Annotated in this window: 19 protein-coding genes; 15 read left to right on the top strand and 4 right to left on the bottom strand. The window is 61.5% G+C overall.

The window, feature by feature from the left end; genetic code table 11:
• Nucleotides 1–8 precede the first annotated feature (8 nt).
• The 3 genes from phoB to Q0908_RS06035 all read left to right on the top strand — a co-directional run bounded on the left by phoB (nucleotide 9) and on the right by Q0908_RS06035 (nucleotide 3,202).
• The gene (gene phoB / locus Q0908_RS06025) at nucleotides 9–698 is read left to right on the top strand and encodes a phosphate regulon transcriptional regulator PhoB (RefSeq protein ID WP_299281882.1); all 690 of its coding nucleotides are present in this window, start codon (nucleotides 9–11) and stop codon (nucleotides 696–698) included.
• Between the two features lie 171 nt (nucleotides 699–869).
• The gene (locus Q0908_RS06030; protein ID WP_299281884.1) at nucleotides 870–2,204 is read left to right on the top strand and encodes a UDP-glucose/GDP-mannose dehydrogenase family protein; all 1,335 of its coding nucleotides are present in this window, start codon (nucleotides 870–872) and stop codon (nucleotides 2,202–2,204) included.
• Nucleotides 2,201–3,202, top strand: coding sequence for an NAD-dependent epimerase/dehydratase family protein (locus Q0908_RS06035; protein ID WP_299281885.1), 1,002 nt, complete (start codon nucleotides 2,201–2,203; stop codon nucleotides 3,200–3,202). The genes Q0908_RS06030 and Q0908_RS06035 overlap by 4 nt, the downstream gene beginning before the upstream one ends.
• Before the next feature lie 22 nt (nucleotides 3,203–3,224).
• Here the strand turns inward: Q0908_RS06035 and Q0908_RS06040 are convergent, their stop codons facing one another.
• Genes Q0908_RS06040 through Q0908_RS06055 form a run of 4 tightly spaced genes read right to left on the bottom strand, consistent with a single transcriptional unit; the run spans nucleotide 3,225 to nucleotide 6,646 of the window.
• Entirely contained in the window at nucleotides 3,225–4,412 is a 1,188-nt protein-coding gene (locus tag Q0908_RS06040) for a DegT/DnrJ/EryC1/StrS aminotransferase family protein (protein ID WP_299281887.1), read from the bottom strand.
• A 22-nt stretch (nucleotides 4,413–4,434) separates the two neighbouring features.
• The gene (locus Q0908_RS06045; protein ID WP_299281889.1) at nucleotides 4,435–5,142 is read right to left on the bottom strand and encodes a PIG-L deacetylase family protein; all 708 of its coding nucleotides are present in this window, start codon (nucleotides 5,140–5,142) and stop codon (nucleotides 4,435–4,437) included.
• Complete coding sequence (locus Q0908_RS06050; RefSeq protein WP_299281891.1) at nucleotides 5,139–6,050, bottom strand: formyltransferase family protein; 912 nt, start codon at nucleotides 6,048–6,050, stop codon at nucleotides 5,139–5,141. The genes Q0908_RS06045 and Q0908_RS06050 overlap by 4 nt, the downstream gene beginning before the upstream one ends.
• A complete protein-coding gene (locus Q0908_RS06055; RefSeq protein ID WP_299281893.1) occupies nucleotides 6,047–6,646 on the bottom strand; it encodes a sugar transferase in 600 nt (199 codons plus the stop codon). The genes Q0908_RS06050 and Q0908_RS06055 overlap by 4 nt, the downstream gene beginning before the upstream one ends.
• Nucleotides 6,647–7,529: 883 nt before the next feature.
• Between Q0908_RS06055 and Q0908_RS06060 the strand changes: the two genes are divergently transcribed.
• The 12 genes from Q0908_RS06060 to Q0908_RS06115 all read left to right on the top strand — a co-directional run bounded on the left by Q0908_RS06060 (nucleotide 7,530) and on the right by Q0908_RS06115 (nucleotide 20,866).
• Nucleotides 7,530–9,692 (top strand): nucleoside-diphosphate sugar epimerase/dehydratase, encoded by a 2,163-nt coding sequence (locus tag Q0908_RS06060; RefSeq protein ID WP_299281895.1) that lies wholly within the window; start codon nucleotides 7,530–7,532, stop codon nucleotides 9,690–9,692.
• Between the two features lie 50 nt (nucleotides 9,693–9,742).
• Nucleotides 9,743–10,978, top strand: a complete 1,236-nt coding sequence (locus Q0908_RS06065; protein ID WP_299281897.1) for a glycosyltransferase family 4 protein — start codon at nucleotides 9,743–9,745, stop codon at nucleotides 10,976–10,978.
• Nucleotides 10,975–11,430: a GtrA family protein gene (locus tag Q0908_RS06070; RefSeq protein WP_299281898.1), complete on the top strand. Its 456-nt coding sequence runs from the start codon at nucleotides 10,975–10,977 to the stop codon at nucleotides 11,428–11,430. Before Q0908_RS06065 ends, Q0908_RS06070 begins: the two co-directional genes overlap by 4 nt.
• Nucleotides 11,423–12,625: a hypothetical protein gene (locus Q0908_RS06075; protein WP_299281899.1), complete on the top strand. Its 1,203-nt coding sequence runs from the start codon at nucleotides 11,423–11,425 to the stop codon at nucleotides 12,623–12,625. Before Q0908_RS06070 ends, Q0908_RS06075 begins: the two co-directional genes overlap by 8 nt.
• Before the next feature lie 94 nt (nucleotides 12,626–12,719).
• Nucleotides 12,720–13,526 carry a glucose-1-phosphate cytidylyltransferase gene (gene rfbF, locus Q0908_RS06080; RefSeq protein ID WP_299281901.1) on the top strand — a complete coding sequence of 269 codons (807 nt, stop codon included), beginning with the start codon at nucleotides 12,720–12,722 and terminating at the stop codon, nucleotides 13,524–13,526.
• Nucleotides 13,527–13,537: 11 nt separating this feature from the next.
• Entirely contained in the window at nucleotides 13,538–14,761 is a 1,224-nt protein-coding gene (gene rfbG, locus Q0908_RS06085) for a CDP-glucose 4,6-dehydratase (protein ID WP_299281902.1), read from the top strand.
• Nucleotides 14,758–15,975: an aminotransferase class I/II-fold pyridoxal phosphate-dependent enzyme gene (locus Q0908_RS06090; protein ID WP_299281905.1), complete on the top strand. Its 1,218-nt coding sequence runs from the start codon at nucleotides 14,758–14,760 to the stop codon at nucleotides 15,973–15,975. Before rfbG ends, Q0908_RS06090 begins: the two co-directional genes overlap by 4 nt.
• Nucleotides 15,976–16,232: 257 nt before the next feature.
• On the top strand, nucleotides 16,233–16,460 hold the full coding sequence (locus tag Q0908_RS06095; RefSeq protein WP_299281907.1) for a hypothetical protein: 228 nt from the start codon (nucleotides 16,233–16,235) through the stop codon (nucleotides 16,458–16,460).
• A 22-nt stretch (nucleotides 16,461–16,482) separates the two neighbouring features.
• Nucleotides 16,483–17,739, top strand: a complete 1,257-nt coding sequence (locus Q0908_RS06100) for a class I SAM-dependent methyltransferase (RefSeq protein ID WP_299281909.1) — start codon at nucleotides 16,483–16,485, stop codon at nucleotides 17,737–17,739.
• Between the two features lie 12 nt (nucleotides 17,740–17,751).
• On the top strand, nucleotides 17,752–18,729 hold the full coding sequence (locus Q0908_RS06105) for an NAD(P)-dependent oxidoreductase (RefSeq protein ID WP_299281911.1): 978 nt from the start codon (nucleotides 17,752–17,754) through the stop codon (nucleotides 18,727–18,729).
• Nucleotides 18,657–19,730 (top strand): glycosyltransferase family 2 protein, encoded by a 1,074-nt coding sequence (locus Q0908_RS06110; RefSeq protein WP_299281913.1) that lies wholly within the window; start codon nucleotides 18,657–18,659, stop codon nucleotides 19,728–19,730. The genes Q0908_RS06105 and Q0908_RS06110 overlap by 73 nt, the downstream gene beginning before the upstream one ends.
• Nucleotides 19,727–20,866 carry a glycosyltransferase gene (locus Q0908_RS06115; RefSeq protein WP_299281914.1) on the top strand — a complete coding sequence of 380 codons (1,140 nt, stop codon included), beginning with the start codon at nucleotides 19,727–19,729 and terminating at the stop codon, nucleotides 20,864–20,866. The genes Q0908_RS06110 and Q0908_RS06115 overlap by 4 nt, the downstream gene beginning before the upstream one ends.
• Nucleotides 20,867–20,873: the final 7 nt, after the last annotated feature.

Consider the following 20,873-nt stretch of genomic DNA (forward strand, 5'->3'; position numbering starts at 1 on the left):
GCACGCCCATGTCCGCCGATCAGCCCCGCGTTCTGGTTGTCGAAGACGAGCCTGCACAGCGCGAAGTGCTGGCCTATAACCTCGAGGCCGAAGGCTTTGCCGTCAGCCGCGCCCAGAATGGCGAAGAGGCGCTGTTGCTGGTGGACGAGGACATGCCTGACATCATCGTGCTGGACTGGATGATGCCGAACCTGTCGGGCATCGAAGTGTGCCGGCGTCTGAAAATAAGGCCCGAGACGCGGTCCATCCCGATCATCATGCTCTCGGCCCGGTCTGAAGAGGTGGACAAGGTGCGCGGGCTGGAAACAGGGGCGGATGACTATGTGGTCAAACCCTATTCGGTGATCGAACTGATGGCGCGCGTGCGCAGCCAGTTGCGCCGTGTGCGCCCCTCGACCGTGGGGCAGCGGCTGGAATATGATGACATCGTTCTGGATGCCGAAAGCCACAAGGTCACGCGCGGGCCGAAAGAGCTGAAACTCGGCCCAACGGAATTCCGCCTGCTCAGCACCTTCATGGAAAAACCTGGCCGGGTCTGGAGCCGCGAGCAACTGCTCGACCGGGTCTGGGGGCGCGACATCTATGTGGATTCGCGCACCGTCGACGTCCATATCGGGCGGCTGCGCAAGGCGCTGACCCATTACGGGGGCCGCGATCCGGTGCGCACAGTGCGCGGCGCGGGATACGCGTTGGGCTAAGGCCCCGCGCGCCCATTTCGGCCTCAAAACGCATTTTTGAAATCAGCATTATGCGAAAGACTAGCGAAACCGCTGATACTGCTGTATAAACCTGTGCATTAGCACTGATATTTTTTACGACTGAAGACCTTTTTCACGACAAAGACGGCGATTGGCCAGAAGGACATTTCCATGAAAATTGCGGTAATCGGCACGGGCTATGTGGGCCTTGTGTCGGGTGTTTGTTTCTCCGATTTTGGACACACGGTCACTTGCGTCGATAAGGACGCGACCAAGATCGACACGCTTTTGCGTGGCGAGGTGCCGATCTATGAACCCGGGCTCGAGGCGCTGATGGTGCGCAACGTCGAGGGCGGGCGGCTCAGCTTTACCACCGACCTTGCCAGCGCGATTGACGGTGCCGAAGCGGTGTTTATCGCCGTGGGCACACCCACCCGGCGCGGCGATGGACATGCAGACCTCACCTATGTGATGGCCGCCGCCGAAGAGATCGCAAGGCTCGCCCAGAACTATGTGGTGATCGTGACCAAATCCACCGTGCCCGTCGGCACCAACCGGCGCGTGGCAGAGGTGGTGCGTGCCGCCAACCCGTCACTCGATTTCGATGTGGCCAGCAACCCTGAATTTCTGCGCGAAGGGGCCGCCATTGACGACTTCATGAAGCCCGACCGCGTTGTGGTCGGGGTGCAGTCCGAGCGCGCCGCCGATGTCATGGCCGAGATCTACCGCCCTCTTTACCTGCGCGACTTCCCCATCGTGACCACCGATCTCGAAAGTGCGGAGATGATCAAATACGCCGCCAACGCGTTTCTGGCGACCAAGATCACCTTCATCAACGAAATCGCGATGCTGTGCGAACGCACCGGTGCCGACATCAAGCAAGTCTCGCAAGGGATGGGGCTGGATGGGCGGATCGGTAACAAGTTCCTGCATGCCGGGCCGGGCTATGGCGGGTCCTGCTTTCCCAAGGACACCCGCGCACTGGCCCGCATCGGTCAGGAACATGCCGTGCCGATGCAGATCACCGAGACGGTCATCAAGGTCAATGAAGAGATCAAGCGGCGCATGATCGACAAGATCTTTGCGCTCTGCGCGGATCGTCTGGCGGGCAAGACGGTGGCCGTTCTGGGCGTCACCTTCAAACCCAACACCGATGACATGCGCGACGCTCCGTCGCTGACCATCGTGCCCGCCCTCATCGGGGCAGGGGCCAAGGTTCGCGTGACCGACCCGCAAGGGCGACATGAGGGCGAAGGCTTGCTGCCCGGTGTCACTTGGGTCGAGGATGCCTATGAGGCTTGCGAGAACGCCGATCTGGTTGTCACGCTGACTGAATGGAACGAGTTTCGCGCGCTCGACCTCAAGCGCCTCGCGGGCAGCATGGCCACACCCCATATGGCGGACCTGCGCAATATCTACGCCGCACAAGACGCGGAAAAGGCGGGCTTTGCAGCCTATGACAGCATCGGGCGTACCGCCTGGCAGAAAGAGGAGGCCGTACAATGACCAAAGTTCTCGTGACGGGATCGGCGGGGTTCATCGGCTATCATCTGTGCAAGCGACTGCTCGGCGATGGGTGCGAGGTGGTGGGGTTTGATGCGCTGACCGACTACTATGATGTGACGCTCAAGGAACGGCGCCAGCAGATGTTACTGCAATCGCCGCAGTTTCGCGTTGTGAACGAACGCCTCGAGACCGATGGCGCGCTGCACGATCTGGTCGCGGCCGAGAAACCGGACGTGATTGTCCATCTCGCCGCGCAAGCCGGGGTGCGTTATTCCATCGACAACCCGCGATCCTATGTGGATGCCAATATCATCGGCACATACAACCTGCTCGAGGCGGTGCGCGCCACACCTTGTACGCATCTGCTGATGGCCTCGACCTCGTCCATCTACGGGGCCAATGCCGACATGCCTTATGCCGAAACGCACAAGGCCGACGCGCAGATGTCGTTCTATGCGGCCACGAAAAAGGCGAATGAGGCGATGGCCCATTCCTATGCGCATCTTTATCACATGCCAGTCACGATGTTCCGCTTCTTTACGGTCTATGGACCGTGGGGGCGCCCGGATATGGCGCTGTTCAAATTCACCCGCGCGATCCTCGAAGGATCACCCATCGACGTCTACAATCACGGCGATATGGAGCGGGACTTTACCTATGTCACCGATCTGGTGAATGCGATCCGCCTGTTGATGGATGTCCCGCCCGAACGCGACGCGCCCGTGGGCGAGGCGGACAGCCTGTCGCCGGTGGCTCCGTACCGCATTGTGAACATAGGAAACGGGGCACCGGTGCGCCTGCTCGATTTCATCGAGGCGATCGAGACCTCACTGGGGCGCAAAGCCACCAAAAACATGATGGACATGCAGCCCGGCGACGTGCCCGCGACCTGGGCGGACGAGACGCTCTTGTCTGACCTGACGGGCTACACGCCGCAAACATCGGTGCCCGATGGGGTTGCTGCCTTTGTGGAGTGGTACAGGGATTATTATTCCTGAACCGCACCTTACGGGTTTTAATTCAAGCAGACGACGCCACAGGGCTGCGCCGCTCGGCCATCCGCCCGATCCGTGCGACGGTCTGTGCCAGATCGGCAATCTCGTCCCGCGACCAGCTTGGGTCGATCAAAAAGGCAAGGCTGGTCTCCCCAAGCGATTGCGCGACCGGCAGCGGTGCGGAGGGGCCGATGCCACGGGCGCGGAACATCTCTTCGCGGTAGATTTCGGAACAACTGCCCGAAAAGGCGGGAAAGCCTGCGTCGGAGATTTCGGCAAGAATGCGGTCGCGTGACCAGCCGGTGGCAAGGGCCGACGGTTCGACAAACGCGTAATAGCGATACCACGCATGGGTGATGCCATCAGGCGGGGTCACGACGCGGAAGGCGCTGCACCCCGACAGCGTCTCGGTCAGAACGGCAGCATGGGCGGTGCGGATCGCGCGCCAGTCGTTCAAGCGTTCAAGCTGGACACGGCCAATAGCCGCCGACATGCCGGTCATGCGCAGGTTGGTGCCGGGTTCCCCCCGATGCAGCCAGCGAAAGCCGGGAGGGTGGTCGTCGGCATGGACCACCGCATAGCTTTTGCCGTGATCCTTGAAGCTCCACGCGCGGTCCCACAATTGCGGATCCTCGGTCAGCAACATGCCCCCTTCGCCGCCCGTGGTCATGATCTTGTCCTGACAGAAGGAAAACGAGCCGAACGTGCCAAAGGTGCCCACATGGCGCGCACCGATCATCGCGCCATGGGCCTGGGCGCAATCCTCGATCACCCACAGCCCGTGGGCCTCGGCCAGCGCCATGATCTCGACCATGTCGCAGGGCCAGCCCGCAAGGTGTACCGGGATGATCCCGCGCGTGCGCGGCGTGATCAGCGGGGCAATGGTTTCAGGCGTGATGTTCTGCGTGTCGGGGTCGATATCGGCAAAGACGGGCACGCCGCCTGCCAGCATCACACACGCCGCCGAGGCGACAAAGCTGCGGGGCGTCACGATCACCTCGTCGCCGGGTTCAAGGTCGAGCGCCCGCAGGGCCGTATCCAGCGTCACCGATCCGTTCGCCATCGCGATGGCAAAGGAGGCCCCGGTATAGGCGCAATAGGCATCCTCGAAGGCGGTCACGTCAAAGCCGGTCCAGGCGTTGACCTTGCCGGATTTCAGCACCGCCGTGACGGCAGCGATCTGATCATCATCATATATGGGCCAGCGAGACATGGGCATTCTCCGGTTTCAGGGGTCAAAGGACGGCGCGGACAAGGACAAAGCCCTCGGCGGCCGCGCGGTGGACGGTGGCACCACGCAGGGTGGCAAGGGCGCGCAGGCTCTCGATCGAGCGTTCGTGCGGCGCCGCGCGCACCTGACTGGCAAAGCAGGCAAAGGCGGCCAGCTTGTCCTCAAGCGTGTCGGTGATATCGATAAAGACGTTCGGCACGAAAGGGGGCGTGAGGTAAGGCGCGTTCCAGTTCGTTTCGGACAGGGTTTCGTAGGCCAGGATCGTGGTGGGATAGCGCGCCTGGTGCGGCCGGCTTGCCACCAGCGTCGACAGGAACGTCAACTGGTGATCCATGTGGATGTCGCCGGGGTGGGGGGCAAAGACCGTGTGCGGGTCCATCGTCCGGATCAGATCGCCAAGGCCCGCATTCAGTGCACCATGGGGATGTTCGGCCAGCTCGGCTGCCGGGAAATCCAGCCAGTGGGTCTGGGCAATACCGAGTTGGCCGTGCGCCGCTGCGGCCTCGGCCCGGACTGTCGCGATTTGTGCCGCGTCAAAGCGGGGCGGCTGGCCGCTGGTCACAACCGCAACATGTACATTGTGTCCCGCACGGGCGAGACGTGCCATGGTGCCACCCACGCCCAGGATTTCGTCATCAGGATGCGGCGCAACCACCAGAACGGGGCACCCGTCCGGGTCGGGTTGGCCAAACAGGTCGGGCAGGGCGCTCATAGCTGGCTCCTTCCAAGGTGGGTGTGTTGGGCGGGGGGCGCACCGGACCATTCGGTCACATCAAGGCATGCACCGTCGCCGCAATAGACAGTGAAAAGGTCAGGCGTGACCGCCTGCACCTGACCGGGCAGGCCGACATAATACCCCGTGCGCGGACAGAGCTGTGCGGCGGTGATCACCAGCGTCTCTCCGGAGGCGGTGGTGGTGAAGGCCCCGGGATAGGGCGGCCCGGCCGCGCGGATCAATCGGTGAATGTCGCGCGCTGGTTTGGTCCAGTCGATCAACCCGTCACTGGGCCGGCGCCGGGCACAGACAGAGGCTTGCGTGTCATCCTGCGCCGTGGCGGGCCGCTGACCTGCCTTGAGGTCAGACAAGAGGGCGGGCAGCATGTCCTGCAAGGCGTCGATCACCTTATCATAAAGACTACGGGCAGTTTCGGCCTCCGGATCGATGGAAAACTGGCGTTGCGCGGCGAGGTCGCCGGTGTCTACCCCATCGTCAAGCCAGAACAGGCTCGCCCCGGCCTGTGTGCCACCCATCAGAATGGTCCACGGTATGACACCGCGCCCACGCAACTGGGGCAGGGCGGAGGGATGAAAGCCAATGGCACCGTGTTTCGCCAGTGCCCGGAACGCGGGCCCACAAATCTGGGACCAGCCGATGACCATAATGATGTCGGGGCTTATTGCGGCAATGGCCGCATGAGTATCGGGGGCGTCGCTTTTCTCGGTCCGGTGCACGGGGATGTCATATTGCGCTGCAATTGGCCCAAGATCGGCAAAGTCGGAATGACGCCGTGCGAGATCTGTGGGCAATGTCACCACCAGATCAGGCGCATGCCCTGCCGCACAAATCGCGGCAAGTGCGGCACGCGAGCCTTCGACCGCCCCGACAAACACCGTCCTCATGATGTTGCAGACCCGGTCAGCGACTTCGACACAAGCGCGATGCGATCCACACGGCGCTGCTCGCCATAAAGTGCGACGCCAATCGTCTCGGCCAGAATACGCAGATCAAGCCATGTGCTGCGGTTGGCTATATACCAAAGGTCCAGTTGCAGCTTTTCGGTGTCGGACAACATGGTGTTGCCGCTGACCTGCGCCCACCCGGTCAGACCGGGACGGACCGTGGCGCGGCGCAGGCCATCCTGCCCGAAACCCGCGATGGTCTCGCGCAAAAGGGGGCGGGGCCCGACCAGCGCCATCTCACCGCGCAGAATGGTCAAAAGCTGGGGCAACTCGTCCAGACGCAGTCGGCGCACAATGGTCGAGATAGGGGTCTGGCGCTGCGCATCCGGCAGCAAAGCGCCGTCTGGCGCGCGCGCATCTGACATGGTGCGCAATTTGATGACTGTGAACGGCACATCGTGCAACCCGCTGCGGGTCTGTCGAAACACACTTGGCGCGCCAAGCGACAGGCGCAGAATGACATAGGCAATCAGGAAAAACGGCAACGCCAGCAGACCAGCCAGCCCCGTTATCAATAGTTCAACCGCACGGTTCATGTTCAATACTCAATCGGGTGCGGGCAAAATCTGCCCTTGCGGCACCACTTCGTTAGGGTCAACACCGCCACGCGGCGGTTTCTTTAATCAATACGCGTCACTCTATATATGATGTGCGCTTTGTTGGCTATTACTAAAGATCACAGCAGCACAAGGTATTCTCAGGAGTAAGCAAAGGGCAATCATCGCGATAGATTAATAGAATGGTAAAAAGATGATCAATTCAACTATTGCGATAATAGGAGCGGACTGTTTTCTCCAAAATCGCAGTCTTTCGAAAACACAAAGCAATCCATTGCCGAATCGCAAACCGGCGAAGAATTGCTTCGAAACAGGTCCGTACTCTCGATAAGGGAACTCAGTCTCAGAAAATACAACCATGTAGGGAAGCTCGTTCAGGGCGTCTATTAAAGTGGCAAAAACCCGCCGCAGACCCGAAAAATCTAACATACTGTAATTTAGTGATATTTCAGGATTTATCCACACGAGCGGCAGAAAATTGTTAACAAATCACTTACTTTTTTACAAATTTTCCGTATACATGAGGTAGGCAATTTCCTGCCTGACACACCTGAGTGACGCGAGAATTTCTTCGTGCAGGTGACGATGCGACGAGTGGCAAACATACCTGCGGGGACACGCGGGACCAAAAAATATATAAGACCAAATAATAATGCAGGGCGATAAGCCTGATGAATTTCGAATAAGATAACGCGCTCCTGATCGAATTATGCGCGACATAAAAACGGCTACACACGGCTGAGCATTTTCCGTTTTGAGACTGACAAACCTGGTTTGTCGGTGTCTGGAAACGTGTGTCATTTCTATTGCGACCGGTTGCCTGATTAGGAGGTGCTGGTATTTGTTTAACGAGGTGTTTGAAATGAGCAATTTAGACGGCATGACGACGGGCGACCAATTGGTCTGGACGCCAACACGACGGGCCGGCCGCGCAATTATGGCGCGGATCGGACGGCGATTTGCATCGACGGGCCGGCTGTTGGCGTCATTACGCGCCAACCGCCGGCTTGCAATCGCCGACACCGTCGCAACTGCCTTGGCCGCGCTCGCAGCATTGCTGTTAACGGCCAATCTGATCGGCGCACATGTCCTCAGCGAGAGCCTTGTTGCGTTCGTCTCGTCGGCCGTTCTGGCCGCTTTGATCATGTATCCCCTCAGCGCCTTTTACAGAGGCCACGCCCGCGCCACGTCTTTACGCGACGCGGTTGTCGTCGTGCGCGGGGCGCTGTTTGCGCTTGGCCTGCAATGGCTGTGCCTGTCGCTGTTGCCGGGCGCGGCGGCGGTCCCATTTGCCTCTTTCGCCATCCAATTCCTGGTTGTAGTCCCTGCGCTGGTCGGCTTGCGCCTGTGTGCCCGTCACCGCGAGCTGGTGCGTAAGGTCAATCACACCGCCCGCGCGCCCGCCGACATGGCCGTTGCCGACACGCGCATTCCAGTGCTCGTCGTCGGGACCGGGACCAATTGTGATCTTTTCGTGCGCGCCTCACGCACGCCCGACGCCCGCTATCGGCCCATTGGTATCATCGATGACGCGCGCGACACGGGCGGCCTCGTGTTTCACGACATCGACATACTCGGCTCGCTTTTGTCGCCTGACCGGCTGTGCGCGACCCTGGAAATGATGGAGGCGCTGCCCCAACGCCTGTTCCTGACCGAACCGATCACCCAGCTTGATTCCGACGGAATCGGCAAGTTGATCGGGTGGGCCAATGCGCACAGCGTCCCTGTCTCGCGTCTGCCCAACCTGGGCGAAGCACCCTCGGGCTCCGACCTTGGCGGAGTTGAGCCGCGCGCCGTTGACCCCACAGACATCCTTGACCGACCGCAAAAGGCGGTTGAGCGGTCGCTGTTGCGCGCCTTGTTCAACGGCCGCCGCGTTCTGATCACCGGGGCAGGCGGGTCCATCGGCAGTGAGTTGTCGCGCCAGATCGCCTCCTTCGGTCCGAGCCAGCTGGTCTTGCTGGAACAGTGCGAATTGAACGCCTACACCATTGATCAGGATCTGAAGCAGTATTTTCCGGACGTTCAGCACCATGTGCATGTGGCAGACATTCGCGACGCCAGGCGGGTCAACGCGATCTTTGCCAAGCACCGCCCCGAACTGGTGTTCAATGCCGCGGCCCTGAAGCATGTGCCCATGGTCGAGGCCAACCCGTGCGAGGGCGTGCTGACCAACGTGATCGGCACCCGCAACATTGCAGATGCAGCCCGCGACGTGGGTGCCATTGCGATGGTGCAGGTGTCGACCGACAAGGCCGTGAACACCACCAATGTGATGGGCGCGACCAAGCGGGTCGCCGAATTCTACGTTCAGGCGCAGGATCGCATCACGTCCGAAACCGGCGAAAGCACCCGCTTTTTCTCGGTCCGGTTTGGCAACGTCCTGGGATCGTCCGGCTCGCTCATCCCGTTGTTCCAGAAACAGATCGCTCAAGGCGGACCACTCACGATCACGGACGACCGCATGACCCGCTATTTCATGACCATCCGCGAGGCGGTCGAACTGACGCTTGTGGCGGCGGCAAAGGGCTTGGCGCAGAAAACCGGCCTGGGCCAGATCTTTGTTCTGGATATGGGAGAGCCGGTCAAGATCATGGATATCGCTGAACGGATGATCCGCTTGGCCGGGCTGCGCCCTGACGATGACATCAAGATCGAAGTGATCGGCATTCGCCCCGGTGAAAAGCTGTTCGAAGAGCTGTTTGACGAATCCGAAACGCCGCGTGATTGCGGCATTCCCGGTGTGCAGGCCGCAGTACCTGAGGGCATCGCCATCTCGCGGCTGCGCGCGGCTATCCATCATCTTGAAGGGGCGGCGCGGGGCGGGTCGGCGCGTGACGTGAAACGCCGGCTGAAGAACCTTGTGCCCGGCTACGGGGTCAACGGGCTGCGGCCCATCGAAATTACCGGCGATGCGCTGCGCGCGCCGGAACCACGCGGGCGGCCCATTGCATCATCGCCCGTGACGATCGCCCTGCCGACGGGCGGTTATCCAAGCCAATTGCATTACGAAACAAATACTTAAACATGTCGAACGCTACTGAACATACGCCGCCGCATTTGCGGCGGACGGGAGTGGTATCCTCCGACGACACCGTGGAAGCGACTCCGGTGACGCCGCAGCACGTCGTCGTGATTGCGAGTCTCGCCTGGTCGCTGGTGAACTTTCGGCTGGAACTTATGCGCCGGATGCTGGCGCAGGGGCACCATGTGACAGCGCTGGCGCCGGACTTTGATCCTGACACCCGCGCGCAATTGCAGCGCGAAGGGATCACCTGCCACAGCGTGCCCATGCAGCGCACCGGGCTGAACCCGCTGGCGGATCTGCGCACGCTGCGCGCCATCTCTCAACTGCTGTCGGCGCTGCGCCCGGATGTGGTGGTTGGCTACACGATGAAGCCGATCCTCTATGGATGCTGGGCGGGCCATATCGCAGGTGTGCCGCGCCGCTATGCGCTGTTCACCGGCCTTGGCTATGCGTTTTCCAAGGCGCGCCCGCGTGGGCGGCGCCGTTTGGTGCGCGCCATTGTCGTCGCCTTGCATCGGATGGCGTTGCGCCATGTGACAGCCGCGTTTTGCTACAACAGGCAGGAACGGCGCGACATACGCAGCCTGCGTCTGATCCCCGACAATGTGCCCTTGGTGGATGTGCCCGGATCGGGGGTCGACACCCGCCGCTTTGCCCCCCCTACCGAGGCTCCGGCCCAATTCCGGTTCCTCTTTGTGGGGCGGTTGTTGAAAAGCAAGGGGCTCGAGGTTCTGGCCGAGGCCGCACGTCTGTTGCGCGCGCGCGGCCACAAGTTTGAACTTGGCGTGCTTGGTCCGCTTGATACCAACCCCGATGCGATCCCATTGGCCCAAGTCGAACAGTGGCAGGCAGAGGGGCTGCTGACCTATTTGGGTGAGACCCGCGATGTGCGCCCGCATCTCGCATCTGCCGGAGTGTTTGTTCTGCCCACCATGCTGCGCGAAGGGGTGCCACGCACCATCCTTGAGGCGATGGCGAGCGGTCTGCCCGTCATCACCACCGACGCGCCCGGCTGCGGTGAAACCATCGAAGATGGCGTATCGGGCCGGGTTGTGCCTTGCGATGACGCGTCGGCCTTGGCCACGGCCATGGCGCAGTTCATCGCCGATCCCGCATTGGCCCAGACGATGGGGCAGGCGGCGCATGAGCGCGTGATCGAGCGCTATGATGTGCACAAGGTCAACGCCCTGTTGCTGACCAATATGGGGCTTGAGGCACCGTGCGTCGCCCATGCCACGGCCCCCGCAACCCCACTGAGCGCAAGCGTGGAGTCGGTGGCATGAAACAGATGCGCTATCCTATTGATCTACCGTTTGATATGGGCACTGACGCCGCCTCGACCACGCCCCAGGTCCGGGCGCGTGTGCTGCGCTTTCTGGGCGCGGGTATGCTCAACACCGGGTTCGGCTACGGCGTCTATGCTGCGGCGGTCTGGATGGGTGCCGTCCCGCAGATCGCGCTGATCGCGCAATTCGGGTTGGCGGTTCTGTGGAACTACACCACCCATGCGCGCCTCGTCTTCGGGGTGCAGGGCACCGCGCGGCTGCCCCGCTATGTTCTGGTCCATGTGGCACTTTGCGCATTGAACGCCGCGCTGTTGACGGTGCTGCTGACCGGAGGGTTGAACCCCTATCTGGGCCAAGCACTCGCGCTGCCCTTGATCGTGGTCGCATCCTATGTCGGCGTCTCTGCCGCCCTTGGCGTGCCACTGCGCGCAGGTCTTTCGGATGGCTGATGTGGCATGCACACCGCCGCTGCCCGGTGCGACACGCACCCCGCACGCACTGCGCGCTCCCAAATCGCGCTTGATGCAGATCGCTGCGGTGATCGGCGTGCTGGTGCTGCTGACCGCCCTGTTTGGTCGCATCATGTTTTTCGGCATTCGCCAGGACGAGATGCTGTTTGTCGCGCCCGCGCACAACCTGCTGCTGCCCAGCTTTGGGGTGCTGGCGCTTGGCCTGTTCCTGAACGAAGTGCTGCGCGGGGACGTGCGCGCCGTGCCGTTGTTCTGCGCGGGCCTGTGCCTGTCGGTCGCGACGGGGATGACGATCAGTGCCGTCGTCATCATTCCGCCCATGATGCTTGCAGCCATTCTGCTGCCCCGCACTCTCGGCTTTGCACAGCGACTGCGCCGCGTGGTGCTGCCTGCCCTGATTGGCGGGCTTGTCGGTGCCGCGCCATTGTTCGTACAATTGCTGAGCGCGCCCGAGGTGTTCATGGCCCACGTGACCGGCTTTCACACTGGCCCCCACATCGCCTATTGGGAGGTGTTCCAGCATACCGAACCTCAGCTGGCAATGAGCCTGCGTGATAAGGTGGTAATGGCCTATGCCGGATGGCTTTCGGGCGGTGCACTGCTGCTGAGCATTGGCGTGGTCGCCTCGGGCTGGCTTGTGCTGACAGGCGCGCTTGATCAGCAGACCATACAAATGCTGGAGCCTGCATTGGCGGCGGGCATGATCCTGATGGTGTTTCTGGCGCTGCCGCGACTTTCCCCCGGGCTTCTGGCCTTGCGCGCCCCGGCCCAAACCGAGGTGGCGCAGTTCGACGATGGCGGGCGCGAGATCGCAGCGGTGCTGAGCGAGGCGGGCCTGACAGGTCCCATCGCAACGCTGATGCCGCTTTATCTGCTGGAAGAAGGGCTGGAGGTTTATCCTGAAATCGCGACCGGGCAATTCGCCGACCGGGTGGCGGAATTCACCACGCCCGATCTGGCCGCGCATATCGTGATGTCCGGGCCAGGTGGCTTGGTCACCCGGTTTGATACCGTACCACCTGCGGCCTTTTTGCTGGGCGATGAGCCGGACCTTGAAGCGCCCATGCGGGCCAATGCGCAAGCCCATGGCTATCAGACCGTGGCCGCGCAAAGCCTGTCGAACCGTTATGACGACGGCGTGCTGGTTGTTGCCCAAGGGGAGGTCGCGAAATGACAATTGCCCCCATTTTTCCCCACAGCGCGCATGCCGATTTTTCCGGCGCGACCGCGCCCATTTTTTCTAAAGACATAAAGAAGGGACCAATCCAATGAAGACGATACTTCTTGCCGGCGGCCTTGGATCCAGACTTGCCGAAGAAACCGTGTCCATTCCCAAACCCATGGTCGAGGTCGGCGGACGCCCGATCATCGCGCGCGTCATGGATATCTACAGCCACTTCGGGCACCGCGATTTCGTGATTGCCGCAGGCTACAAGGCGCTGCTGCTCAAACAGTTCTTTGCCAACTACCACCTGATCGCCAACAACATCACGGTGGCGCTAGACAGTGGCGAGATGACGCTGGTGCCCTCGGCCCCCGGCGGGTGGAACGTGTCGGTGGTCGATACCGGTGCCAACACCATGACGAGCGGGCGCATCCGCCGTCTCAAGGACTGGCTGAACGGCGAGACGTTCATGTGCACCTATTCCGATGGGCTGGGCAATGTCGACATTGATGCGCTGCTCGACTTCCATCGCTCGCATGGCAAGCTGGCGACGGTGACAGCCGTGCAGCCGCCCGCGCGTTTCGGCAATATCGATATTCATGGGGACAGGGTGAATGCCTTCACAGAAAAGGTCGAAGGGGGTGATACCTGGATCAATGGTGGCTACTTCGTGTTCGAGCCCGGCGTGCTCGACTACATGGTCGACGACACAGAACCCCTCGAACACACCCCGCTCAGCCAGATGGCCAAGGATGGGCAGTTGATGGCCTATCGCCACAATGGGTTCTGGCATCCGATGGACACCGTGCGTGACCGCAATAAGCTTGACGCGCTGTGCGAAGACGAAACGCCGCCCTGGATGGACTTTGAAGTCTATCAGCCGGAGCGCATCCCGGCCGTCGCCATTTAAGGATCAAGGCGATGTCGGCTCAGATCGGATCAGATTTCGGCGGTGTGTTCGCAGGGCGACGGGTGCTTCTGACTGGGCACACGGGCTTTAAGGGCGGGTGGATGTCGCTGTGGCTCGCGCGGCTTGGGGCCGAGGTCACAGGAATTGCATTGCCGCCCGAAACCGGCCCCAGCTTCTTTGAGGCCTGCGGGGTTGCGCGCTCCGTGAACAGCCGGATGGCGGACATCACCGACCGTGTGCGGCTCAGTAAGGTCATGGGCACGCTGGATGCGGAGATTCTGATCCATATGGCGGCCCAACCGCTTTTGCGCCGGTCCTATTCCTATCCGGTAGAGACATTTGCGACCAACGTGATGGGCACCGCGCACGTGCTGGAACTGGCGCAGCGGATGCCGTCGCTCAAGGCGATCATCGTGGTCACCAGCGACAAATGCTATGAAAACAACGAATGGGAGTGGGGCTACCGCGAGGCGGATCCCTTGGGCGGCGCGGATCCTTACAGCGCCTCCAAAGGGTGCGCCGAAATTCTGGCCCACGCCTATCGCCGCTCGTTCTTCAACAAGGAGGGCGGACCACGGCTTGCCACGGTACGGGCGGGCAATGTCTTTGGCGGTGGCGATTGGGGGCTGGAGCGCCTTGTGCCCGATATCGTGCGCGCCGCCGCCAACAAACGTCCGGTCAACATCCGCAATCCGGGCAGCGTGCGTCCATGGCAGCACGTGCTTGAGCCGGTGTCGGGATACATGGCGCTCGCCGCACGCCTGTTTCAGCATGGTGCCCCGTTCGAGGGCGCGTGGAACTTTGGCCCCGACGTGTCCTCGACCGTGCCGGTGCGCCAGCTGACACAGGAAATCTGCGAAGCGTGGGGGCCCGGCGGGCCAGAGATTGTGTACGGCGAGGCCCAGGATGCGGCCCCCAGTCAACAGATGCACGAGGCGGGGCTGTTGCGCCTCGACAGCACCAAGGCCCACACACGACTCGGCTGGCGGCCCCAACTCAGCCTCAGCGAAGCGGTTCGCATGACCGTCGAATGGTATCGCCACCATGCCGACGGCCACGGCATGGTGGCCCTCACGGACGCGCAAATCAGCACATTCTGCGGCTGTATGGACGGGCAGCGCACCCATACCACCCCAGTTCCCATCATCGCAGCCGAAGCCAGCCGCCGCCGCAAACCCCTCTTGACAGGCACGCTCAGTGTCCAGCCTGGCAAAACGTCAGGAGGACGGAAATGAGAGTGGATTACGGTCAGACCGTTCACGGTCAGGAAGAGATTGATGCGGTTGTCGAAGTTCTGCAAACGTCGACCCAGATGGGGCCGCGTGTGCCCAAGATGCAGGCCCGGGTTGCCGCGCTGTTCGACAAAGCGCACGGGATCATGGTGAATTCCGGGTCTTCGGCCAATTATCTTGCCGTCAAGATCCTGGACCTGCCCAAAGGCAGCGAGGTGATCACACCTGCGCTCACCTTTGCCACCACGGTTGCGCCGCTGATCCGCCACGGGCTGATCCCGGCCTTTGTCGATGCCGAAGAGGGTACCTACAACATCGACGTGTCCAAGATCGAGGCGATGATCACCGACAAGACAAGCGCGCTGATGATCCCTTCGCTTATCGGGAACCTGCCGGATTGGAAAGCCATCCGCGCCCTTGCCGACAAGTACGGGCTGCGCGTGATCGAAGATAGCGCCGACACTTTGGGGGCCACCATGAAAGGGCGCAGCACGGGGCGCTATTCCGATGTCTCAACCACCAGCTTTTGCGGCAGTCACGTGATCAAAGGGGCGGGCAATGGCGGCATGCTGTGCGTCAACGACCCTGAACTCGCGCGCAAGGCGGTTCTGCTCCGGGCGTGGGGGCGCAGCTCATCCCTGTTCGGTGACAGTGAGATCATCGACAACCTCTTTAACGTCAAATTGGATGGCATTGAATACAATACGACATTCGACTTTGAAACACTTGGGTACAACCTCGAACTCGCCGAAGTCAGCGCCGCCTTCGGTCTTGTGCAGCTCGACAAGCTGGACCTGCACATCTCAGAGCGGGAAAAGAACTTCGCCAGCCACCTCACGTTCTTCAAAGACTACGAGGACTGGTTCGTGCTGCCGCGTCAATTGCCGGACTCGCGCACAGGCTGGTTGTCATTCCCGCTGACGTTGCGCGATGACGTGCCCTTTACCCGGCGCGCGCTGCAGATGTTCGTGGAAAAGGCCGACATCCAGACGCGGCCCGTCTTCACCGGCAACATTCTGCGCCAGCCCGCCATGAAGGACGTTGAGCATCGCACGGATGCGGGCGGCTATCCGGTGTCGGATGCCGTGATGCGGAGCGGCATTCTGCTGGCCTGTCACCATGGGCTGACAGACGCCCATGTCGCCTATGTCCATGAACAGTTCGAGGCGTTCGCAGCGCAACACCAAAACCGGAGCGCGACCCACATGGCGGCTTAGGCGCGCGCCCTTTCAGGAGAATGAGATGACCCTCGCAGATCGCAAAATCGTAGACAGCCTTGCTAACTGGCCGCAGACCGCGCCCGGCCCCGCCGGGACCACGTGCGTGTCCCAGTCCGATGGGTTGCCGATCTATGTTGATTTTGCGAAGCCGGTCGATGCCGAGACCCCGTTCATGCAGCAAGTGCCTGACGGCCCTTACGATTTCACCCGGTTCACCGAAAGTGGAGATGCAGATCATCTGACCGATCGACTATTTGTTCCGGGGTCTGTCCCGTTCGCGCCATGTCGGCAGCCTCGCAAAACTGATCTTTTTCGGGCCGCACGACCTCAATCACCTGATCCCCGAAGACGACGCGGCGGACCGTGCCAGCGGCGTCGTCCTTCTGGGCAGGAAATCCGCCCATACCTTCTCCGCCAAAGACATCTTTGCGAGATATCGCGGCGCGCAACAGGCGGCCCGACCCCTGGATTATTACTATTGAAGACTTTGAACAGGACGCGGATATGAACACTCAAGTTGCTCTGAGCAGTACGTTGAAAATCTGCCGCTGTTGTCAGTCGGAAAATCTGCTGACGTTTTTGCCGATGGGCAATCATCCCCCCGCGAACATGTTCGTACGGCCCGACGAATTGAATGACCCCCAACCGGCCTTTCCGCTCAACACCCAAGGCTGTCTGGATTGCGGGCTGATCCAGGTGGCCGATCAAATCCCCGAAGGGTTCTTTACCCACTACCTATATGTGCCTTCTGGCGCGACCACGATGCACACACACTTCAAGTCTTTCGCTCAAGCCCTTGAAAAAATTGCGAAAGGTGGGTTGATCATCGATATCGGCTGCAATGACGGGCTGATGCTTGGCTTTGCAAATGCGAACGGGTCCCGCACCCTCGGGATCGATCCGGCGGCCAATCTGGCCGAGATCGCGGCCAAGCAGGGCGTCGAGGTGCATGTTGCCTATCTGACCCCCGAAACCGCGCGGGAGGTGGTCGGCTACCATGGCTGGGCACAAGCCATCGCGACCTCCAACACCTTTAACCAAATCGGTGACCTGCACAGGTTCATGGCCTCTGTCGACATCCTGCTCGCTGAGGATGGGACCTTTGTGATCGAGGTGCCGTGGGGCAAGGCGATCATGGAAACCAACGAGTTCGATAACGTCTATCACGAACACATGTCCGAGCTGAGCCTGCTGTCCATTGTCAAACTGGGGCAGGCGACCGGCTTTGATGTGGTGGATGTGACAAAATTGTCGGTGCATGGCGGGTCCATGCGGGTTTTCATGCGCAAGGCGTCGCAAGGTGTGACACCCACCCCTATCGTTGCCGAAATGATCGCGGACGAGCGGGCCGCCGGTCTGCTGGATCGCGATGGATATCTCGACTTTGCCGCGCGGGTCGAAGAGATGAAGACCGATTTACTGGCCCTGCTGTCCGACATAAAGGCAAAAGGTCAGACAATTGCCGGATATGGTGCGCCCGCCAAGGGCAACACGTTGCTCAACTACTTTGGGATCGGCCCGGAAACCCTTGATTTTCTTGTGGATCGCAATCCACTGAAACAGGGACTCTACGCGCCGGGGTCAAAAATCCCGATCCTCGCTCCCCAAGCCATCGCAGAGCACAAACCAAACTACATGCTGGTGCTGGCCTGGAATTTCTTTGACGAGATCCGCACGCAGCTGTCCGACTATGAGCCGGTCGGTGGGAAGTTCATCGTACCCTTGCCGACGCCGCGCATCGTCGGCGCTGACACGGAATAGGCGGGCAGGGCGATGGCATCCATTCTGATCACAGGGGGTACGGGCTTTATCGGGGCGCACTTGGTGCGCGCCTGCCTTGCACGTGGCGACCGGGTGACAGTGTTGGCGCGCGCAGGCTCCTCGCTTGCGCGCCTGGATGACGTGCGCCCCCAAATCGCACTGCTGCACGCTGACTTTGCAAATGTCGGCAGTGTGCGCCAGGCCCTGCAGGTGGCCAAGGCGGATGTGATTTTTCATCTGGGGGCCACGACCCGCTATGTGGCGCAGGATGATCTGCGCGACGCGGCCCAAAGCCTTGAGGACAACCTGACCCCGCTTGTGACGCTGGTGGCGGCAGCCTGCGACGTGCCGCCCGCTGTGCTCGTGCGCAGTGGCACCATCGCGGAATATGGGGACGTCGCTGTGCCTTATGACGAGCGCCTGCGCGAAGCGCCGCGTGGGCTCTATGCCGCCTCGATGTGTGCGGCCACGCATTATCTTCAGTCCGTGCGCGCGCGGCTGCCTTTTGCGGCGATCACCGCACGGCTGGCCCTCACATACGGGCCGATGCAAAACCCGGACTTCCTGATCCCGCGATTGATCAATGCCTGCCGCGAAGGTGACGCTCTGACCCTGCACCGCCCGCTGGATCGGCGTGACATGATCCATGTGGATGACGTTGTCGCTGGCCTTTTGGCCGTGGCCGATGCCGGAGATGTGGCACCCGATCTGGTGAACCTCGGCACCGGGCAGGCGCCGACGATGGCGCAATTAGGCCGCGAAGTGCTGCGAGCCTGCGGCGCAAGCCTTGCGCTGCTGAAAGAGAAGACCCAAACCACGCCGGCAACCGAATTGATTGCCAGCGCAGCGCTGGCCCGACAGACTCTGGGCTGGAGCGCGCGCATCACCCTTGAAGAAGGGCTGAAAAGGACATTCGAATGGACACGATCACGCGCCACCCCGCCACGCCGCCCCCGCGCAGCGCAACTGACCCAAACAGGTGCGGCATGACCACCCTTGTCTCGATCCTGATCCCCGTCCTCAACGATGAGGCGAATGTGTGCACCGCCTATTACCGTGTGTGTGCTGTCTTTGACGGCCTGGACGGGTACGAGATGGAGGTGATCTTTGCCGACAATCACTCGGAGGATCGCACCTTTGATATTCTGTCCGAGATGTCGGCGGCAGATGAACGGGTGCGGCTGATCCGCTTTTCACGCAATGTCGGCTATCAAAAGTCGGTGCTGGCGGCCTATCGCGCGGCCCAAGGGGCGTGCGCCGTCCAGCTTGAGTGCGACATGCGGGACTCGCCCGAGCTGATTCCTCAGATGCTTGACCAATGGCGTCAAGGCCATCACGTGGTTTACGGCGTGCGCAAAAGCCCGCCCGATGGGCCCATCGTGGCAGCCAATCGGCGCGCGTCCTATGCCCTCATCGATCTGATCAGCAATGATGATCTACCGCGAAACGCGGGTGAGTTTCGCCTTACGGACCGGCACATTCTGGACGAGTTGCGCCAGATTGACGACCAGTCATCTTACGTGCGCCGCCTGATCTGCGGTATGGAACTTTCCCAGATCGGCTTTGACGACGACCGCCAGGCGCGCACGGCCGGAGCGTCAAAACGCCCTTTCAAGGCCTTGTTATCATTGGTAATTGACGGCTTGATCAACCACTCACTGTTGCCGCTGCGGTCGGCCTCGATGATCAGCACGTTTGTGGGCCTGTCGACCTTTCTGCTGCTGATTGGCTATATCGTAGACAAGTTTATCTTTGGGGCCGACTGGCTTGCGGGCTTTGCCACCACCACCATCCTGCTGCTGTTGTCGATGACGCTCAATGCGATGTTCCCGGGGATCATGGGCGAGTACATCGGGCGCATCTTCTTGCAGTCCAAGGGTCTTGGGCGCCCGCTGATCGACACCGGGTTGAACGGCGGCCATACACCCCCTGATCACGCGCGCTGGTCCCCGGACCGCGCCCGGATCGAGGCGGCGGAGTGGGGCGGATGAAACTTCTCATCATACAGGCCGGTTTTGGCGCAGGCGGTGCGGAAAAGATCGTGGCGATGATTGCCGCGCATCGCGCCCGGCTTGGCGACGAGGTGCATGTGGCGGCCATGACCTGCCCGCCCGAGGGGTCCTATTTTGAATACCCCGAGGGTGTCAGCCTGCATGTGTTGGACCCGCCACAACCGCGCCGCGCCCGGCTGAGCATGCTGCGCCGCACACGCGCAATCCGCGCCCTGATCCGCGCCCAAGAGCCGGATGTGGTGGTGTCCTTTCTGACCAAGATCAATGTCCAGACGCTGATTGCCGCACTTGGCACCAAGACCCCCGTCATCGTGTCCGAACGCAACAATGTGCAGGCCCAGGGCGCACACCCGCTCTGGCGGCATGCCCAGTCCGCCCTGATGCCAAAGGCCGCACGGATCGTGATGCAGACCAAACGGGCCTGCCGCGATGTGCCGACGCGTGCCCACGACAATATCCGAGTGATCCCCAATCCCTGCGCGCCCCGCGCGGGACAGTCCGACCCGCCAGTCGTAAATCCCCCGCGGCTGGCGGCTGTCGGGCGGCTGTCTCACCAAAAGGGCTTTGATCTGTTGTTGCGCGCCATGGCGTTGCTGCATGGGCAGGGCCGCGACTTGCGCCTGACCATCTATGGCGAAGGCGAACAGCGTGCCGCCCTTGAGGCGCAGCGCACGGCCCTTGGTCTGGATGATGTGGTCGATCTGCCCGGCAACAGTGTGACGCCGGGTGCATGGATCGCCGAAACCGATATTCTGGTGCTGTCGAGCCGCTATGAAGGCTTTCCCAATGTCGTGGCCGAAGGCCTGGTCAATGGGCGCCCCGTCGTCGCTTTTGACTGCGATTTCGGCCCTCAGGAGTTGATTGAGGACGGGGTGAATGGTCGCCTTGTGCCGCAGGGCGATGTGATGGCCCTGGCCGAAGCGCTTGGGGCCCTCGCCGCCGCGCCAAAGATGCGCGCCGCAATGGCACAGAACGCGGCTGCTTTGCGCGCGCGACTTGATCCGGCCATCATACTAGCGCAGTGGGACGACGTGATCGCCGACGCTGCTGCCAGTCCACGCCACGCGCGGGGCCGCACGCCTGTGGTCCGCTCTCACCCCCAATCTGAACGCTAGGAGGACG

Source organism: uncultured Tateyamaria sp. (assembly GCF_947494755.1).
Classification (GTDB): domain Bacteria; phylum Pseudomonadota; class Alphaproteobacteria; order Rhodobacterales; family Rhodobacteraceae; genus Tateyamaria.

Coding starts and splice junctions, on each gene's coding strand:
- phoB (WP_299281882.1), top strand. CDS start 9: ATGTCCGCCGATCAGCCCCGCGTTCTGGTTGTCGAAGACGAGCCTGCA.
- Q0908_RS06030 (WP_299281884.1), top strand. CDS start 870: ATGAAAATTGCGGTAATCGGCACGGGCTATGTGGGCCTTGTGTCGGGT.
- Q0908_RS06035 (WP_299281885.1), top strand. CDS start 2,201: ATGACCAAAGTTCTCGTGACGGGATCGGCGGGGTTCATCGGCTATCAT.
- Q0908_RS06040 (WP_299281887.1), bottom strand. CDS start 4,412: ATGTCTCGCTGGCCCATATATGATGATGATCAGATCGCTGCCGTCACG.
- Q0908_RS06045 (WP_299281889.1), bottom strand. CDS start 5,142: ATGAGCGCCCTGCCCGACCTGTTTGGCCAACCCGACCCGGACGGGTGC.
- Q0908_RS06050 (WP_299281891.1), bottom strand. CDS start 6,050: ATGAGGACGGTGTTTGTCGGGGCGGTCGAAGGCTCGCGTGCCGCACTT.
- Q0908_RS06055 (WP_299281893.1), bottom strand. CDS start 6,646: ATGAACCGTGCGGTTGAACTATTGATAACGGGGCTGGCTGGTCTGCTG.
- Q0908_RS06060 (WP_299281895.1), top strand. CDS start 7,530: ATGAGCAATTTAGACGGCATGACGACGGGCGACCAATTGGTCTGGACG.
- Q0908_RS06070 (WP_299281898.1), top strand. CDS start 10,975: ATGAAACAGATGCGCTATCCTATTGATCTACCGTTTGATATGGGCACT.
- Q0908_RS06075 (WP_299281899.1), top strand. CDS start 11,423: ATGGCTGATGTGGCATGCACACCGCCGCTGCCCGGTGCGACACGCACC.
- rfbF (WP_299281901.1), top strand. CDS start 12,720: ATGAAGACGATACTTCTTGCCGGCGGCCTTGGATCCAGACTTGCCGAA.
- rfbG (WP_299281902.1), top strand. CDS start 13,538: ATGTCGGCTCAGATCGGATCAGATTTCGGCGGTGTGTTCGCAGGGCGA.
- Q0908_RS06090 (WP_299281905.1), top strand. CDS start 14,758: ATGAGAGTGGATTACGGTCAGACCGTTCACGGTCAGGAAGAGATTGAT.
- Q0908_RS06100 (WP_299281909.1), top strand. CDS start 16,483: ATGAACACTCAAGTTGCTCTGAGCAGTACGTTGAAAATCTGCCGCTGT.
- Q0908_RS06105 (WP_299281911.1), top strand. CDS start 17,752: ATGGCATCCATTCTGATCACAGGGGGTACGGGCTTTATCGGGGCGCAC.
- Q0908_RS06110 (WP_299281913.1), top strand. CDS start 18,657: ATGGACACGATCACGCGCCACCCCGCCACGCCGCCCCCGCGCAGCGCA.
- Q0908_RS06115 (WP_299281914.1), top strand. CDS start 19,727: ATGAAACTTCTCATCATACAGGCCGGTTTTGGCGCAGGCGGTGCGGAA.